The 16,945-nt window shown below is 66.7% G+C and carries 10 protein-coding genes; 6 read left to right on the plus strand and 4 right to left on the minus strand.

All coding sequences use genetic code 11. The features are described from left to right. Window positions 1-56 precede the first annotated feature (56 nt). From QMX81_RS11440 to QMX81_RS11455, 4 genes are all read right to left on the minus strand, one after another. Entirely contained in the window at window positions 57-2,159 is a 2,103-nt protein-coding gene (locus tag QMX81_RS11440) for a TonB-dependent receptor (protein WP_282261591.1), read from the minus strand. A 241-nt stretch (window positions 2,160-2,400) separates the two neighbouring features. Further along, window positions 2,401-5,526 carry an efflux RND transporter permease subunit gene (locus tag QMX81_RS11445; RefSeq protein WP_282261594.1) on the minus strand — a complete coding sequence of 1,042 codons (3,126 nt, stop codon included), beginning with the start codon at window positions 5,524-5,526 and terminating at the stop codon, window positions 2,401-2,403. Window positions 5,527-5,560: 34 nt separating this feature from the next. Beyond that, the gene (locus QMX81_RS11450) at window positions 5,561-8,800 is read right to left on the minus strand and encodes an efflux RND transporter permease subunit (RefSeq protein ID WP_152150936.1); all 3,240 of its coding nucleotides are present in this window, start codon (window positions 8,798-8,800) and stop codon (window positions 5,561-5,563) included. An 88-nt stretch (window positions 8,801-8,888) separates the two neighbouring features. Next, entirely contained in the window at window positions 8,889-10,127 is a 1,239-nt protein-coding gene (locus QMX81_RS11455) for an efflux RND transporter periplasmic adaptor subunit (protein WP_282261598.1), read from the minus strand. A 231-nt stretch (window positions 10,128-10,358) separates the two neighbouring features. Between QMX81_RS11455 and QMX81_RS11460 the strand changes: the two genes are divergently transcribed. The 6 genes from QMX81_RS11460 to QMX81_RS11485 all read left to right on the plus strand — a co-directional run bounded on the left by QMX81_RS11460 (window position 10,359) and on the right by QMX81_RS11485 (window position 16,906). Then, a complete protein-coding gene (locus QMX81_RS11460; protein WP_282261600.1) occupies window positions 10,359-11,687 on the plus strand; it encodes a M20 family metallopeptidase in 1,329 nt (442 codons plus the stop codon). An 83-nt stretch (window positions 11,688-11,770) separates the two neighbouring features. After that, on the plus strand, window positions 11,771-12,589 hold the full coding sequence (queF, locus tag QMX81_RS11465; RefSeq protein ID WP_282261601.1) for an NADPH-dependent 7-cyano-7-deazaguanine reductase QueF: 819 nt from the start codon (window positions 11,771-11,773) through the stop codon (window positions 12,587-12,589). A gap of 94 nt (window positions 12,590-12,683) precedes the next feature. Further along, entirely contained in the window at window positions 12,684-12,977 is a 294-nt protein-coding gene (locus tag QMX81_RS11470) for a LysM peptidoglycan-binding domain-containing protein (RefSeq protein ID WP_121040566.1), read from the plus strand. A 40-nt stretch (window positions 12,978-13,017) separates the two neighbouring features. Next, a complete protein-coding gene (locus QMX81_RS11475) occupies window positions 13,018-13,521 on the plus strand; it encodes a hypothetical protein (protein WP_121040564.1) in 504 nt (167 codons plus the stop codon). A gap of 319 nt (window positions 13,522-13,840) precedes the next feature. Beyond that, the gene (locus QMX81_RS11480; RefSeq protein ID WP_226956565.1) at window positions 13,841-14,410 is read left to right on the plus strand and encodes a hypothetical protein; all 570 of its coding nucleotides are present in this window, start codon (window positions 13,841-13,843) and stop codon (window positions 14,408-14,410) included. A gap of 270 nt (window positions 14,411-14,680) precedes the next feature. Continuing rightward, window positions 14,681-16,906 (plus strand): NADP-dependent isocitrate dehydrogenase, encoded by a 2,226-nt coding sequence (locus QMX81_RS11485; RefSeq protein ID WP_121040424.1) that lies wholly within the window; start codon window positions 14,681-14,683, stop codon window positions 16,904-16,906. Window positions 16,907-16,945 lie beyond the last annotated feature (39 nt).

The raw sequence follows: 16,945 nt of genomic DNA on the forward strand, positions 1-16,945 counted from the left end.
TGTTTTGGGGTGGGGGGGGGGGGCCCCGGGCCCCCCACTACCCGCACGCATCCGGCTTACATATCGAACCGCACGCTCACCGCGAAGGTGCGCGGCAGGCCGACGCCTGCGTTGGACCAGTACTTTTTGTTGGCCAGGTTCTCCACGCCGGCGCGCCAGGTGACGGGGTGGCCGGCGGCCTGCATGCGGTAGCCCACGCCGGCGTTGACCAGCGTGTAGTCGGGCAGCTTGAGCGTGTTGTCGGCGTCGTAATAGACGTCACCGTAGTAGCGGGCCAGTGCGTACACGCTCAGGCCCTCGATCTGCGGGATGCTGTAGTCGGCATGCAGCACGCCCTGCCAGCGGGCGGCGCCGGCGGTGCGGTTGCCTTCCTGGCTGGCGCTGCCCGGGGAGAGTTTGTCGTAGGTCGGGTCCAGCCAGGTCACGCCGCCACCGAGGGTGAAGGCATCGGTCAGGCGCACATCGCCACTGACTTCCACGCCTTCGTACAGGGTGATGCCGTCCTGCACCAGCAGCTTGCCGGCGGACGTGATCAGGTCGATGTTCGCGCCACGCTCCAATCGGAAGGCGGCCGCATTGGCGCTCCAGCGCGGGTACTCGATCTTGGCGCCGATCTCGTACTGCTTGCTGATGGTGGGGTCGAGCACGTCGCCGGCGTTGATGTAATCGCTGCCCACGCGGCTGCCGGCTTCCAGCGATTCGACGTAGCTGGCATACAGCGTCACGGCATCGGTCGGCTTGTACATCAGGGCGTAGGTCGGGGTGACCGGATAGGTGTGGTACGCGCCCTTGTTCTCGAAGTCGTTGTAGCGCGCGCCGGCCAGCAGCGACCAGCCATCGGCGAAGCTGACGGTGTCGCTCACGAACACCGCCTGCTGCACGGTTTCGCTGCCGCGGCTGAGCACGCGTGAGCCGACCGCATCATGGCGCAGCGTCGGACGCTGATAGATGTTGCCGCGGCCGAGCGTGTTCCATTCGTACGGGCGGTCCCAGCCCAGCCCAGTCTGGTGGGAGACGCCGGCAACGACCTGGTGCGACAGCGGGCCGGTCCGGAAGCGGCCCTGCACGATGGCCTGGGCCAGCTTCCACTCGCTCTTGCCGCCGAGCTCGTAGGTGTTTATGTCGTAGTCGCCGTTGACGTCATCGATGTAGGCGAAGATCTTGTTGACGTCATTCCAGGAGGTGGTCACGCCATAGCTCAGGCTGGCCTTCCAGTCGCTGTTGATCTGCCAGTTCAACGCGGTGGAGAGCAGGCTGGAGCGGGTGTCGTAGTAGCTGCCGTCGATGCTGTTGTCGATGTCGCCGGCCAGCGGGCGCGGCAGCTCGGTCAGGCCGATGAAGTAGTACTGCGGGGATTCGTTGCTGAGATCGCGCGACTGGAACACGCCGTCGAAGGTCCAGGTGAGGCGGTCGCTCAGGCGTGCATCCAGCGACAGCGCGCCGACCTTGCGGTTCACCTCGCCGCCGTTGAAGGTCTCGCCTTTCTCCTGGTACGCATTGAAGCGGTAGCCGAACATGTCTTCGTTGCCGAAGCGCCCGCCCACATCGACCTGGCCGCTGACGATGCCCGCCTCGCGCCAGCCGAGCTGCGCCGACAGCGTGGTGACCTCGGTCGGCTTCCTGGTCACGTAGTTGACGATGCCGCCGGGCTGGCCGAAGCCATACATGAAGCCACCGGGACCCTTCAGCAGTTCCACCTGCTCCATCACTTCCAGCGGCCACTCGGTGCCCCACGAAGAGACCTGCAGGCCGTTGACGCGGTAGCTGTCGTAACTCAGATCGATGCCGCGGTTGCGGATCGGCGAGCTCCAGCCGCTGGCGTAGGCGCTGACCTGGGTGACCACGGACGGATCGGTGAGGAAGGCCTCGCCAAGCGAGACCACCTGGCGCTTCTCGATGTCCTCGCGGCCGACCACCGAGATCGCGAAGGGGGTATCGCGCACGGCACGGTCGCCCAGGGCGCCGGTGTCGGTATGGGTGCGTTCGGCGGTGACCTTGATCGCATCCAGGTCGGTGGCCGAGCGCGTCCGGACGCCGCCATCCGGTGCGGACTGGGCGTGGGCGGTGCAGGCCGCGGCCAGGGAAAGAGCGAGCAGGGCCGGGCGCAGGGCACGGCGGCCCGGCACCACGGCCGGGAGCGAAGACACAGACTGGCGCATGTTGTGGGGGTCCTCCGCGGACAGCAGCACACCGTCCGCGATCAGAAGAAGGCGGAAATAGAGGGGTGGCTGAGTCGTCAGGCGTGCCGCGTCAGCGGCAGCGGGGCATCGCGGGGGGCAGTGCAGGACCGTGGCTGATGCGAATTGTTCTCCTTTGGGCCGGAGGCGTCAATCCGGCGGGATGCCGACCCACGGTCGGTACCCCGCCGCGCAGGGGCCACTCACTGCAGACGCACTGCCTTCATTGCGCGGCAGCGGCCCGTTTCAACGCTCGCTTCTCACGGCGCCGCGCCCGGCGAGCCACCCAGCGCTCGCGCAGGCACGAGAAGATCACGTACAGCGCCGGGGTGCTGAGCAGGGTCAGGCTCTGCGAGAACAGCAGGCCGCCGATCATCGCGATGCCCAGCGGGCGGCGCAGTTCGGAGCCTTCGCCCAGCCCGATCGCCAGCGGCACCGCGGCCAGGATCGCCACCATGCTGGTCATCATGATCGGGCGGAAGCGCACGATGCTGGCTTCGCGTGCGGCTTCCAGCGGCGTCTTGGCATGCTCGCGCTGCGCCACCACCGCGAAGTCGATCATCATGATCGCGTTCTTCTTGACGATGCCGATCAGCAGCACCAGCGCGATCATCGAGATCACCGACAGCTCGGTGTTGGTGCCATACAGCGCCAGCAGCGCGCCCACGCCCGCCGCCGGCAGCGTGGACAGGATGGTGACCGGGTGGATCAGGCTTTCATACAGCATGCCCAGCACCAGGTAGACGGTGATGATCGCCGCCATCACCAGGATCAGCATCGCCATCGGGTCCGAATCGAAACCGAACCCGGCATCCTCGGCCAGGCGGATGTCGCCAGGCATGCGCATGCCATTGACCGTGCTGTCGATGATCGCCTTGGCCTCGCCCATGCTGGTGCCGGGGGCGAGGTTGTAGCTCAGGTCCATCGTGGTGTACTGGTTTTCGTGGGTGATCTGCGACGGCGCCAACCCTGGCACCTGTTCGGCGACCGCTGTGATCGGCACCATCTCGCCATTGCCGGCCCGCACGTAGATCTGGTCCAGCGCGCCCGGTGTCGCGGTCTGTTCGGGCAGGGCGTTGACCACCACGCTGTACTGGTTGATGTCCGAGTAGATCGTGGAGATCTGGCGCTGGCCGAAGGCGCCGTACAGCGCGCCGTCGATGGCGCCGACCGAGACGCCCAGGCGTGCGGCCTTGGCGCGGTCGATCACGATGTTCTGGCGCAGGCCGGCGCTGTCCACGTCGGTGCCGACGTCGGCCAGCTTCGGGTTCTTCTTCAGCGCGGCCTGCAGTTTCGGCAGCCACTCCTGCAGCTGGGCCAGGTCGTTGCCCTGCAGCGAGACGCGGTACTGCGCGCCCTGGCTGGCCCCCCCGCCGTCATTGCTGGGCAGATCCTGGATGGCACGCAGGCGCAGCTGCAGATCGGGGTAGCGGTCCGCCTTGGCGCTCAGGCGCGCCAGGGCCTGAGCGGTGGTTTCGCGGCGCCCGTCCTTGCGTGATTTCAGTTCAACGTTGAACTGCGCGCTGGAGCCCTGGCGGCCACTGCCCAGGCGCACGCCCACGGTCTTCACCGCCGGGTCGGCCATCAGCATGTCGGTGATGCGCCGCTGGCGGTTGACCATATCCTCGAAGGAGACCGTGGCGCTGGAGTTCGCGCGGCCCCAGATCAGGCCGGTGTCCTGGGGCGGGAACGCGCCCTTCTTGACCGCGCCGAACAGGAAGATGGTCGCGCCGATCAGCAGCAGCGGGGTCAGCGACAGCAGCAGCGCGTGGCGCAGCGAGAAGTCCAGCAGCTTCACGTAGATTCGCAGCATGCGGTCGTGGCCGGCATCGAGCAGGCGGCCGAAGCGACTGGGTGCGCCGGCGTCGGCATGCGCGCTCAGGAAGCGGCTGCACAGCGCCGGGGTCAGGGTGAGCGAGATGACCATCGAGACCACGATGGCCGCCACCAGGGTGACGGTGAACTCGCGGAAGAACGCGCCCATCATGCCCTTGGCGAACAGCAGCGGGATGAACACCGCCACCAGCGAGGCGGTGATCGAGACGATGGTGAAACCGATCTCGCGCGCACCGGTGAGGGCGGCCTGCATGCGCGTCATGCCCTCGTCGAGGTGGCGCATGATGTTCTCGATCACCACGATCGCATCATCGACCACGAAGCCGATCGCGATCACCAGCGCCAGCAGGCTCAGGTTGTTCAGCGTGAAGCCCAGCACGTACATCACCAGTGCCGCACCGGCCAGCGACAGCGGCACGGTCACTGCCGCGATCAGGGTCGGGGCCAGCCGGCGCAGGAACAGCGCCATGGTCAGCACCACCATCGCCAGTGCGATCAGCAGGGTGATCTGCACTTCATGCAGCGAGGAGCGGATGGTCGGGGTGCGGTCGAAATAGGGGGTGAGCGTGGTGCCCGGTTCCAGGTAGTCGCGCAGGGTCGGGATCTGCGCCTTCACCCGGTCCACGGTTTCCACGATGTTGGCACCGGCGCGGGTGAACACGTACATCACCACCGCCGGTTTGTGGTTGAACCACGCGGCTTGGTAGGCATCCTGCTGCCCGTCGTAGACGTTGGCGATGTCCTGCAGGCGGATCACGCGGCCGTTGTCGGCGGTCTTGATGACGAGCTGGGCGAAGTCGGCTGCGCGCGCCACCGAGTCGTTGGCGATGATCGCGGTGGTGGTGTTGCCATCGGTGAGGAAGCCGGTCGGCGAGGTCACGTTGGCCGCGCGCACCGCGTTGCGCAGGTCATCGGCGGTCAGGCCGAGGGCGTTCATCAGGCGCAGGTTGACGTCCACGCGCACGGCCGGCGTGGAGGCACCGGCGATATCCACCGAGGACACGCCGGTGATCTGGCGCAGGCGCTGGGCCAGCAGCGAATCAGCGACGTTGTAGAGATCATCAGCCGACTGCGTTTCCGAGGTCAGCGCGATCGCGATGACCGGGTCATCGTTCGGGTTCGCCTTCTGGAACATCGGCGTGCCCAGCCCGGCGGGCAGGTCGGCCTGGGCCGAGTTGATCGCGGTCTGCACATCCAGCGCGGCCGAATCGATGTCGCGGTCGCTCTGGAAGATCATGAAGACCAGCGAGCTGCCTTCCGAGCTGGACGAGCGCATGCGGTCGATGCCCGGCAGCTGGCCGAGGTGGCGTTCCAGCGGCGCGGTCACCGTGGAGGCCATGGTCGTGGCATCCGCGCCGGCCTGGTTGGCGTGCACGAAGATCACCGGGATCTGGATGTTCGGCAGTGCCGACACGCCCAGCTGCAGGTAGCAGATCACGCCGACCACGAACAGGCCGATGGCCAGCAGGGCGGTGCCGATCGGGCGGCGGATGAACGGGCCGGAGATGTTCATCGAACGCCTCCGCAACGGCCTGCGGTGCTCATCATCACGCCTGCGGCTCCTGCACCGGGCCATGGCCATGGCGCAGCGCACGCTGTTCGCGGCGCTGGCGCAGGCGCTCGGAGAAGCGCTCCATGTACAGGTAGATCACCGGCGTGGTGTACAGCGTCACCAGCTGCGAGAGCAGCAGGCCGCCGACGATGGCGATGCCCAGCGGGCGGCGCAGTTCCGAGCCGATGCCGGTGCCCAGCGCCAGCGGCAATGCGCCGAGCATCGCGGCAGCGGTGGTCATCATGATCGGGCGGAAGCGCAGCAGGCAGGCACGACGGATCGCTTCATGCGCGTTGGCACCGGTGCGGCGGGCCTCGATCGCGAAGTCGACCATCATGATGCCGTTCTTCTTGACGATGCCGATCAGCAGCACGATGCCGACGATGCCGTCCACCGACAACGGCAGCCCGCACACCATCAGCGCCAGCAGGGCGCCGACGCCGGCCGGGGGCAGGGTGGAGATGATGGTGAACGGATGGATGTAGCTCTCATACAGCACGCCCAGCACGATGTAGATCAGCACCAGCGAGGCCAGCAGCAGCCACACCACATCGGTCTGGCTGCCCGTGAACTCGGCGGCCTTGCCGATGAACTGCGCATGCACCTGCGAGGGCATGTCCAGGCCGGCCTTGGTCTCTTCGATCGCCTTGACCGCATCGGACAGGGAGTAGCCCGGCGCGATGTTGAACGACACCGTGACCGCGGGTAGCTGCTGCTGGTGGCTGACCACCAGCGGGGTACTGGTGACCTTGCCCTCGGCCAGCGCCGCCAGCGGAATGATGTTGCCGGCGCCGACCGGAATGCCGGTGTTCTGCGCGCCGATGCCGGTGGCGGTGGACGAGTTGGACGAGGTGACCTGGCCGAAGTTGGTGGCATTGCTGCCGGTCAGTGCGCCAGCGCCATTGGAGGCCACCGCCAGCTGGTTCATCAGCGCGGTGCTGGTACGGAACTCCGGGGCCACTTCCAGCACCACGCGGTACTGGTTGAGCTCGGTGAAGATGGTGGAGATCTGGCGCTGGCCGAAGGCGTCGTACAGGGTGTCGTCGATGGTCTGCATCGGCACGCCGAGCACGCTGGCCTTGTCGCGGTCGATGGTCAGCTCGAGCGCGCGGCCCTGGTTGGACAGGTTGTTGTCCACGTCGGCCAGTTCCGGCCGCTGGCGCAGCGCCTCGGTCAGGCGGGTGGCCTGCAGCGCGACCTGCGCGCTGTCCACGTCCGACAGCGAGTACTGGTACTCGGTCGCGGCCACGCGGGTATCCAGGGTGACGTCCTGCACCGGCTTGAGGTACAGCGCCACACCGGGAATGCCGGCGACGGCCTTCTGCAGCCGCGGCAGGATCTTGTCGAGCCCATCGCGGTCGCCGCGCTCCTTGAGCACGATCGACAACTGGCCCTGGTTGAGCGTGGGGTTCATGGTGCCGGCACCGATGAAGGCAGAGACACCGGTCACTGCCGGATCGCTGCGCAGCGCTTCGGCCACGGCCTTGGTGCGCTGCTCCATCTGCGGGAAGGCGATGTTCTGGTCGGCCTGCACCACGCCGGTGATCAGCCCGGTGTCCTGCTCGGGCAGCAGCCCCTTGGGGATCACGATGTACAGCACCACGGTCAGTACCAGTGCGCCGGCGGCGACGGCCAGGGTCAGCGGCTGGTGATCCAGCACCCAGTCCAGGCTGCGCTCGTACAGGCCGACGGTGCGCGACCACACGGTGGTCCTGCCCGCCGCGGCGGCGCGCTCGTGCGCATCCTCGCCTTCGGGCAGCGCATCGGGCTTGAGCAGGTAGGCGCACATCATCGGGGTGAGCGTCAGCGAGATCAGCATCGACAGCGTCACCGCGATGCTCAGCACCCAGGCGAATTCGTGGAACAGGCGGCCGGTGACGCCGGGCATCAGCAGCAGCGGCAGGAACACCGCCACCAGCGAGATGGTCAGCGAGAGCACGGTGAAGCCGATCTGCTGCGCGCCGATCTCGGCCGCTTCCGGCCCGCTCTTGCCCTGTTCGATGTAACGCACGATGTTCTCGATCATCACGATCGCATCGTCGACCACGAAGCCGGTGGCCACCACCAGCGCCATCAGCGAGAGGTTGTCCAGCGACATGCCGGCAAACGCCATCACACCGAAGGTGCCGGCCAGTGACAGCGGCACCGCCACCGAGGGGATGATGGTGGCCCATAAGCGGCGCAGGAACACGAAGATCACCGCGACCACCAGGCCGATGGTGAGGATCAGGGTGAACTGCACTTCATGCACCGAGGCGCGGATGGTCTCGGTGCGGTCGTTGAAGATGTCCAGGTGCACGTCGGCCGGCAGCACGTTCTGCAGCTGCGGCAGCAGCGCCCGGATGCGCTCCACGGTCTGCACGATATTCGCGCCCGGCTGGCGGCGCACTTCCAGCAGCACCGCCGGCTTGCCATCGGCCCACGCGGCCAGCTGGTCGTTCTCCACGCCGTCGATCACGTTGGCTACATCGGACAGGCGCACCGGGCGGCCGTTCTTGTAGCTGATGATGGTGTCGCGGTACTCGGCGGCGCTGGTCAGCTGGTCATTGGTGCCGATCGAGTAGGACTGGGTCTTGCCATTGAGCGAACCCTTGGGCGCGTTGACGTTGGCCTGGGTCAGCGCGCTGCGCAGTTCTTCCAGGGTCAGGCCCATGTTGGACAGCTGCGCCGGGTTGACCTGGATGCGCACGGCCGGGCGGACGTTGCCGGCGATGGACACCAGGCCCACGCCCTGCACCTGCGACAGGCGCTGGGCGAGGATGGAGTCGGCGTAGTTGTTGACGTCGCGCAACGGGCGCGTGTCGGAGGTGAGCTTGAGGGTAACGATCGCCGCGTCGGCCGGGTTCACCCGGTTGTAGACCGGCTGGTAGGGCAGCGAGGAGGGCAGGGTGGCCTGGCGGATCGCGGCCTGCACATCCTGCGCGGCGATGTCGATGTCGCGGTCCATCGAGAACTGCAGGATGATCGTGGACAGCCCCGCCGACGAATCGGAGGTCATGATCTCCAGCCCGGATATCTGCCCGAACTGGCGCTCCAGCGGCGTGGTCACCAGCGAGGCCATGGTGACCGCGTTGGCACCGGGGTACTGGGTGGTCACCACCAGGCTGGGCGCATCGATCTCGGGCAGCGCCGACACCGGCAGCTGGCGGTAGCCGAGGATGCCGAGCAGCAGCAGGCCCGCCATCAGCAGCGAGGTGGCGATCGGGCGGCGGATGAAAATCGTCGAAAAGCCCACGGGCGGGTCCTTGCTGGTGCGTCGTGCTGCGTTGGATCAGGCAAACGCCGGCGCATGGGCCGGCGTCAGGAACGTGGGGCGGGCGCGATCAGCGCGGACCGCCACCGCGGCGTCCACCGCCACCCTGCTGCTGGGCGGCCTTGAGCTCGGCTTCGGTGGGTGCGGCCGGGGTTTCGCCCGGCTTGAGCGCGGTCACCTTGGCGCCTGGCTTGAGCCGGAACTGGCCTTCGCTCACGACACGCTCGCCGCCCTTCAGACCCTCGGTGATCTGCACCTGGCTGTCGCCGACTTCCACGCCGCTCTTCACCGTCTGCATGGCCACGGTGCTGTCCGGCTTGACGATGTAGACGTATTCGCCGTCCGGCCCGCGCATCACGGCCTGGGTCGGGATCACCACGCCGCCGGCGATGGTGCGCAGCTGCATGCGGACATTGACGAACTGGCCCGGCCACAGCGAGTTGTCTTCGTTGTCGAACAGGGCGCGCGCGCGGAAGGTGCCGCTGTCGCTGCTGATCTGGTTGTCCACCACATCCAGCTTTCCGCCGTCGGTAAGGACGTGCGCGTCGTTGCGGTCCAGTGCGGCGATGTCCACCGGGCCGGCGGCCTGGGCCTGGCGCACGGCCGGCAGCTGGCGCTCGGGCAGGTTGAACACGACATGGATCGGGTGGATCTGGGTCAGCGTCACCAACGCCGTGCCGGCGCTGACGATGTTGCCGGCGTCGACCGCACGGATACCGGCGATGCCGGAAATCGGGGCGGTCACGCGGGTGTACTGCAGCTGCACCTGGGCGGCGCGCATGCTGGCCTCGTTGGCGGCCACGGCACTTTCGAACTGGGCCACCTGGTTGCGCTGGGTATCCAGGTCGGTCTTGGCCACGTACTGGCGGTATTCGGCCGAATTGGAGCGCTGGTAGTTGGAGCGGGCCGTGGCGAGCTGGGCCTGGTTCTGGCGCTTGGCGGCCGCGGCCTCGTCGTAGCTGGCCTGCAGGGTGCGCGGATCGATCTGCGCGAGCAGGTCGCCCTTCTTCACTTCCTGGCCTTCCTTGAAGTTCAGGCTGATCAGCTGGCCGCCGACCTGCGGGCTGACGGTGACGGTGTTCATCGCCGCGACCGTGCCCAGCGCGCTGGCGTACACCGGCACATCCTGGCGGACGGCATCGATCACCGTGACCGGGACCGGGCCGGCATTGGCCTGATCACCGCCCTGGCGCCCTTCGGCTGCCGGGCCGCCTGCATCCCCCTTCTTGCCGCCGATCAGGCGCATTCCGACCACGGCAACCACCAGCACTGCGACCACCAGCAGCACGATCTTCCAGAAACGCGACATTCAATAACTCCTGAGGGGGCTGGCGGAGGGCGGGGGGCCCGGTTGGCTAGGCGCAAAGCATACTCGTCGCCCGTGGCCTTTCATGCATGACGGATGGGACGGGCGATCAGACCGGATGTGACGGGTGAGGTTCCCTCCATGAACGTTTGCCGGGGCAGAAAGTTACAGCGCGTCCGGCGCTGATGCCCTACATTCAGGTTCGACCGCCGTTCTGACCCGTGGAGACCTTCAATGCCCCGTCTGTCGCTGTTGATGTCCGCCCTGCTGCTGGCCGCCCCCGGCCTGGCTGCTGCCGCCCCCGCCGAACGCCCGGAAGTGGCCGCCGCCGCGACCCGCCTCAAGGCCCAAGTGATCGACTGGCGCCGCGACTTCCACCAGCACCCGGAGCTGTCCAATCGCGAAGAACGCACCTCGGCCAAGGTGACCGAGCGCCTGCGCGCGATGGGCCTGAAGCCGCAGACCGGCATCGCCCACCACGGCGTGGTGGCGATCATCAAGGGCGGCAAGCCTGGCCCCCGGATCGCCCTGCGCGCGGACATGGACGCGCTGCCGGTGACCGAGCAGACCGGCCTGCCGTTCGCTTCCAAGGCTACCAGCACCTACCGTGGTGAGACGGTCGGAGTGATGCACGCCTGCGGCCACGATGCCCATACCGCCACCCTGCTGGGCGTGGCCGATGCGCTGGTGAAGATGCGCGCGAACCTGCCCGGTGAGGTCATGCTGATCTTCCAGCCCGCCGAAGAGGGCGCGCCGCCGCCGGAAGAGGGCGGTGCGGCGATGATGCTCAAGGAAGGGCTGTTCAAGGACTTCAAGCCCGAAGCCGTGTTCGGCCTGCATGTGTTCTCCAGCGTGCCGGCCGGCCAGATCGCGGTGCGTGGCGGCCCGCTGATGGCCGCCTCGGACCGGTTCGGGATCAAGGTGATCGGCCGCCAGACCCATGGCTCGGCGCCGTGGAACGGGGTGGACCCGATCGTGGCCACCGCCGACCTGGTCGGCACCGCGCAGACCATCGTCAGCCGCCGTGCCAACCTCTCCAAGCAGCCGGCGGTGGTGACCTTCGGCGCGATCAAGGGCGGCATCCGCTACAACATCATTCCCGATGAAGTGGAGATGGTCGGCACCATCCGCACCTTCGACGAGGGCATGCGCCAGCAGATCTTCGCCGACCTGCGCAACGTGGCCGAGCACACCGCCGCCGCACACGGGGCCAAGGCGGAAACTGAGATCTACGAGTCCGAGGGCAACCCGGCCACGGTCAACGATCCGGCGCTGACCGCGCGGATGCTGCCGAGCCTGCAGGCCGTGGTGGGCGAGGGCAATGTGTACGAGCCGCCGCTGCAGATGGGGGCCGAGGACTTCTCGCTGTACGCCCAGCAGGTGCCGGGGATGTTCTTCTTCGTGGGCTCCACCAGCGAGGGGATCGATCCGGCGACCGCGCCGGCCAACCACTCGCCGAAGTTCCTGCTCGATGAGAAGGCGCTGGATGTGGGCCTGCGCGCGCTGCTGCAGGTGAGCCTGGATTATCTCAACGGGACCCCGGCTGCGCCTGCGGCGGGGTGAAACGACGGTAGGTCCCGGCCGTTGGCCGGGGCCCTTCGTTTTCGCCGCCGGACGCCGCGCGCCTACCGGCGTAAAATGGCGGCATGAATACCCCCCAGGACTCCAGCCTCGGTCGCGAGGTTGCTTACCCGTCGCAGTACGATCCCGGCCTGCTCTTCCCCATCCCGCGCCGCGGCGCCCGCGAGGAGATCGGCCTGGACGAAGCGGCGCTGCCGTTCGTCGGCCATGACCGCTGGCAGGCCTATGAGCTGAGCTGGCTGGACGGGCGCGGCAAGCCGCGTGTGGCCGTGGCCACGGTCAGCGTGCCGTGCACCTCGCCGAACCTGATCGAATCCAAGTCGTTCAAGCTGTATCTCAACTCGCTCAACAGCACGCGTTTCGAGGATGACGCGGCCGCGCGCCTGTGTATCACCCGCGATCTGTCGGCGTGTGCCGGGGCGGTGGTGACGGTGGTGCTCGGGGTGCCGCCGCTGGTGGAAGAGCCCGAGGGCGAGTCGCTGGACGAGCGCGAGGTGACCATTGAGTGCTACGGCCCGCCGGCCCCGGAGTTCCTGTTCGCCGATGCCGATGAGGTGGTCACCGAAACATTGAGTTCGGCCCTGCTCAAGTCCAACTGCCCGGTCACCGGCCAGCCGGACTGGGCCAGTGTCAGCGTGCGCTACCGCGGCCCGAAGATCGACCGCGACGGCCTGCTGAAATACCTGATCAGCTACCGCGAACACGCCGAGTTCCACGAGCAGTGCGTGGAGCGGATCTTCAGCGAGATCACCCAGCGCTGCCAGCCGCAGTGGCTGGAAGTGGAAGCGCGCTACACCCGCCGCGGCGGGCTGGACATCAACCCGTGGCGGGCCAGCCCGGGCATCGCCGCCCCGGCGCGCACCGTCCGCGACCTGCGCCAGTAGGCGTTCCGCACGTCTTCACATCCACGCCATGCCCCATTAACAAGGGCTGTGACACCGTGCCTCCCATGTCGTCAATCAAGACGGGAGTGTATGGATGAGTACCGATAAGAAAGTCGACTTTTCCGGTGTCAGCGCCAGCGTTGATACCACCGCGCAGAAGGTCGATCAGGTCGATTTCTCGGGCGTGACCTCCTCGGTGGATACCACTGCGGAAAAGGTCGGGGGCACCTACACGGTGCAGAAGGGCGATTCGCTCTCCAAGATCGCCAAGCAGGAACTGGGCGATGCCAATGCGTGGAAGCGCATCTTCGAGGCCAACCGCGATGTACTGGACGACCCGGACAAGATCCAACCGGGCCAGACCCTGAAATTGCCGCCCAAAGCCTGATCCGCTGTACTGCCCATCACCTACAAGGGAGCAACCTCACATGAAGAAGTCGTCCATCAGTACTGCCGTCCTCGCCGCGCTTCTGGCCACCGTGGCCCTGGCCGGCTGCAAGAAGAAAGAAGACACCGCTGACAACAACGCGCAGCCCGCCGCGATGACGCCGGCCGCGCCGGCGCCGATGACGGAAGCCGCGCCGCAGCCGATGACCGCTGCAGCAGGCGTGAACGTTTCGGCCGTTACCGTTGGCAAGACCGCCGCAGCCGACAAGACCGTCACCTCGGTCGCGCTGTTCGCGCCGAAAGACGACATCATCGTCTCGATCCGCACCGATGGCAGCGCCAACAACGCCAATGTGGCGGCCAAGCTGACCTTCCAGAACGGCCAGGTGGCCGGTGAGCAGAACCAGGTGGTGAATACCACCGGTGCTGAGACCACCAATATTTCCTTCAAGAATGCCAATGGCTGGCCGGCGGGCAAGTACCGCGCGGAAGTCATGGTAGATGGTAAGGCGGCCGGATCGCCGCAGGAGTTTGAGGTCAAGTAAGCCTAGACGCCGACTCTCTCCCGGCAACAGGCTCACGATGGACGCAGCCGCGAGGCTGCGTCTTTTTTATGGTTCTTTTTCCATCGGCGTGGCAAGCAGAAGTGCGCTTCATGCTATTGCGCGCACAGCAGCCGGTGTGGGTCGAGCGCAGCACGGTCCGCGTAGCCAGATGATTGCCGCCTCACGGAAGGGCCCGGTTTCACGCTCGCAGCAGGCTTCAGCGGGGGTATCAGCGGATTCACACTGAGCGTGGATTGCAGCAGTCGTATCGTCGCAGAATGGGGGTATCGCTCGGCGCCGGAATTTCAAGGGAGAGGCAATGAACAAGAAGGGGGTTTGGCGATTCCTTGCGCCTGTTGTTGCGCTTGTACCCGGATACGCATATGGGCAGGAAGCAACGCTGTGGAGCTATAGTTGCGATCACTTCCTCCATGGCGCGTGCCTTCGTGTCCCCACCGGGATGTCGATCAGCTACGCATCACCTGCGGATTTCGGGATTCATGACGTTCTGAAAGACCAACGGAGCGTGCTGTTGGTCTATGAAGGCGACGCACCGCAACCGCCCAGTCCGGGATCCTCCATCGATCTGAAACTAACCCTTCCTGGCTATCAGCTTTCAGGCTACAGAACAGCCGAGGGCGATTCGACCCGATACGACATCTTCGTCAAGCCTGACCGATCGGGTGTCATGCCGCTGCATCTGATCGGCACGGCGACCGGCGCCTCACAGCGAAAGGATCTGGCAGCGGCAGTTGGCAGCTTCCGGGTATGTAGTTTCAAGCGCAACCACAGCAGCCAGACACTCACGTGTCCTCGCCAAAGCGTGTGGGGAAAGCCCCTTGCGGAATGGGTGGACGGTCTCCCGGAGGCCGCCGCAGTTTCCGAATGAGCGGTTCTGCACCCGGAAGGCCCCTGAGCTGCCGCCTGGCGCTGATGCATCACACCGTTCCAGTACGTTTGCGTATGGGATGGCTTTGCTCCGGGGGACTGAAAACGCGACAATGCTGGGGTTTCCCGCCGTGCGCGCCGTTGGTTGGCGCGGTCCCCGGGGAAAGTGCGGGCCAGGCTGTGCGAGGCCCTGCACGCGACACGGTTGCACGCGGCCCGGCATTGCCGTCGGCCATCATTCACGAGATCTGCAAGAGAGCCCTGATCCCCCATGTCGAACACGCCCAAGATTCTCTACACGCTCACCGATGAAGCCCCGTTCCTGGCCACGCAGTCGCTGCTGCCGATCGTCGAGGCCTACACCGCCACCGCCGGCATCGCCGTGGAAACCCGTGATATTTCGCTGTCCGGCCGCATCCTCGCCCTGTTCCCGGATTACCTGAAAGACGACCAGAAAGAGGCCGATCACCTGGCCGAACTGGGCCAGCTGGCAACCACCCCGGACGCGAACATCATCAAGCTGCCCAACATCAGCGCCTCGGTGCCGCAGCTGAAGGCCGCGATCAAGGAACTGCAGGACCAGGGCTTCGCACTGCCGAACTACCCGGACGTGCCGACCGACGACGTCTCGCGCGACATCAAGGCGCGCTACGACAAGGTCAAGGGCAGCGCGGTGAACCCGGTGCTGCGCGAAGGCAACTCCGATCGCCGCGCGCCGCTGTCGGTGAAGAACTACGCCCGCAAGCACCCGCATCGCATGGGCAAGTGGTCCAAGGACTGCAAGTCGCATGTCGCGCACATGGACGGCGGTGACTTCTACGGCAGCGAGAAGTCGGCCACGCTGGCCACTGCCGGCAGCCTGAAGATCGAACTGTTCAAGGCCGACGGCAGCAGCGTCGTGCTCAAGGAAAAGACTGCGGTCAAGGCCGGTGAGATCGTCGACGCCGCGGTGATGAGCCGCAATGCGCTGGCCTCGTTCGTGCAGGCGCAGATCGCCGATGCCAAGGCCAAGGGCGTGCTGTTCTCGCTGCACCTCAAGGCCACCATGATGAAGGTGTCCGACCCGATCATGTTCGGCGTGGTCGTCGAAGAGTTCTACAAGGACGTGCTGGCCAAGCACGCCGACGTGCTCAAGCAGGCCGGTTTCGATCCGAACAACGGCATCGGCGATCTGTTCGCGCGCCTGCCGCAGCTGCCCGAAGCGACCCAGGAAGCGATCAAGGCCGACCTGGCCGCCGAGTACGGCAAGCGCCCGGGCCTGGCCATGGTCAATTCGGACAAGGGCATCACCAACCTGCACGTGCCCAGCGATGTGATCGTCGACGCCTCGATGCCGGCGATGATCCGCGACTCCGGTGGCATGTGGAATGCCGACGGCAAACTGCAGGACACCAAGGCCGTCATCCCCGACCGTTGCTATGCGGGTGTGTACCAGGCCGTGATCGATGACTGCCGCACCCACGGCGCCTTCGACCCGGCCACCATGGGCTCGGTGCCCAACGTCGGCCTGATGGCACAGAAGGCCGAGGAATACGGCTCGCACGACAAGACCTTCCAGATCCCGGCCGACGGCACCGTGCGCGTCACCGATGAGGCGGGCACCGTGGTGTTCGAGCACGCCGTGCAGACCGGCGACATCTGGCGCATGTGCCAGACCAAGGACGCCCCGATCCAGGATTGGGTGAAGCTGGCCGTCAACCGCGCCCGCCTGAGCGGCACCCCGGCGGTGTTCTGGCTGGATGCCGCCCGCGCGCACGATGCGCAGGTGATCGCCAAGGTCGAGACCTACCTGAAGGACCACGACACCAACGGCCTGGACATCCGCATCCTGGCGCCTGTGGACGCGACCGCCTTCTCGCTGGACCGCATCCGCAAGGGTGAGGACACCATCTCGGTGACCGGCAACGTCCTGCGCGATTACCTGACCGATCTGTTCCCGATCATGGAGCTGGGCACCAGCGCCAAGATGCTCTCCATCGTGCCGCTGATGGCCGGTGGTGGCCTGTTCGAGACCGGTGCCGGTGGTTCGGCGCCCAAGCACGTGCAGCAGTTCGTGGAAGAGGATTACCTGCGCTGGGATTCGCTGGGCGAGTTCCTCGCGCTGGCGGCCTCGCTGGAGCACCTGGGCAACCGCTACGACAACGCCGGCGCGACCGTGCTGGCCAAGACCCTGGACCAGGCCAACGGCCAGTTCCTGGACAACGACAAGTCGCCGTCGCGCAAGCTCGGTGGCATCGACAACCGCGGCAGCCACTTCTACATCGCGCTGTACTGGGCCCAGGCCCTGGCCGCGCAGGACGACGATGCTGCGCTGAAGGCCCGCTTCGCTCCACTGGCCAAGGCACTGGCCGACAACGAGCAGGCCATCGTGGGTGAACTGGCGGCGGTGCAGGGCAAGCCGGTCGACATCGGCGGCTACTACCGTCCGGACGTGGCCAAGGCCAGCGCCGCGATGCGTCCGAGCACCACCTTCAACAGCGCGCTGTCTGCGCTGTAACGAAGCGGTCCCGCGGCTGCGGTGATCGATGAAGAACCC

Source organism: Stenotrophomonas sp. PS02301, assembly GCF_029959485.1.
Classification (GTDB): Bacteria; Pseudomonadota; Gammaproteobacteria; order Xanthomonadales; family Xanthomonadaceae; genus Stenotrophomonas; species Stenotrophomonas maltophilia_Z.

Excerpts from the sequence above, each read along its gene's own strand:
- QMX81_RS11440 (WP_282261591.1), bottom strand. The coding sequence starts at position 2,159 with ATGCGCCAGTCTGTGTCTTCGCTCCCGGCCGTGGTGCCGGGCCGCCGT.
- QMX81_RS11445 (WP_282261594.1), bottom strand. The coding sequence starts at position 5,526 with ATGAACATCTCCGGCCCGTTCATCCGCCGCCCGATCGGCACCGCCCTG.
- QMX81_RS11455 (WP_282261598.1), bottom strand. The coding sequence starts at position 10,127 with ATGTCGCGTTTCTGGAAGATCGTGCTGCTGGTGGTCGCAGTGCTGGTG.
- QMX81_RS11460 (WP_282261600.1), top strand. The coding sequence starts at position 10,359 with ATGCCCCGTCTGTCGCTGTTGATGTCCGCCCTGCTGCTGGCCGCCCCC.
- queF (WP_282261601.1), top strand. The coding sequence starts at position 11,771 with ATGAATACCCCCCAGGACTCCAGCCTCGGTCGCGAGGTTGCTTACCCG.
- QMX81_RS11470 (WP_121040566.1), top strand. The coding sequence starts at position 12,684 with ATGAGTACCGATAAGAAAGTCGACTTTTCCGGTGTCAGCGCCAGCGTT.
- QMX81_RS11475 (WP_121040564.1), top strand. The coding sequence starts at position 13,018 with ATGAAGAAGTCGTCCATCAGTACTGCCGTCCTCGCCGCGCTTCTGGCC.
- QMX81_RS11480 (WP_226956565.1), top strand. The coding sequence starts at position 13,841 with ATGAACAAGAAGGGGGTTTGGCGATTCCTTGCGCCTGTTGTTGCGCTT.
- QMX81_RS11485 (WP_121040424.1), top strand. The coding sequence starts at position 14,681 with ATGTCGAACACGCCCAAGATTCTCTACACGCTCACCGATGAAGCCCCG.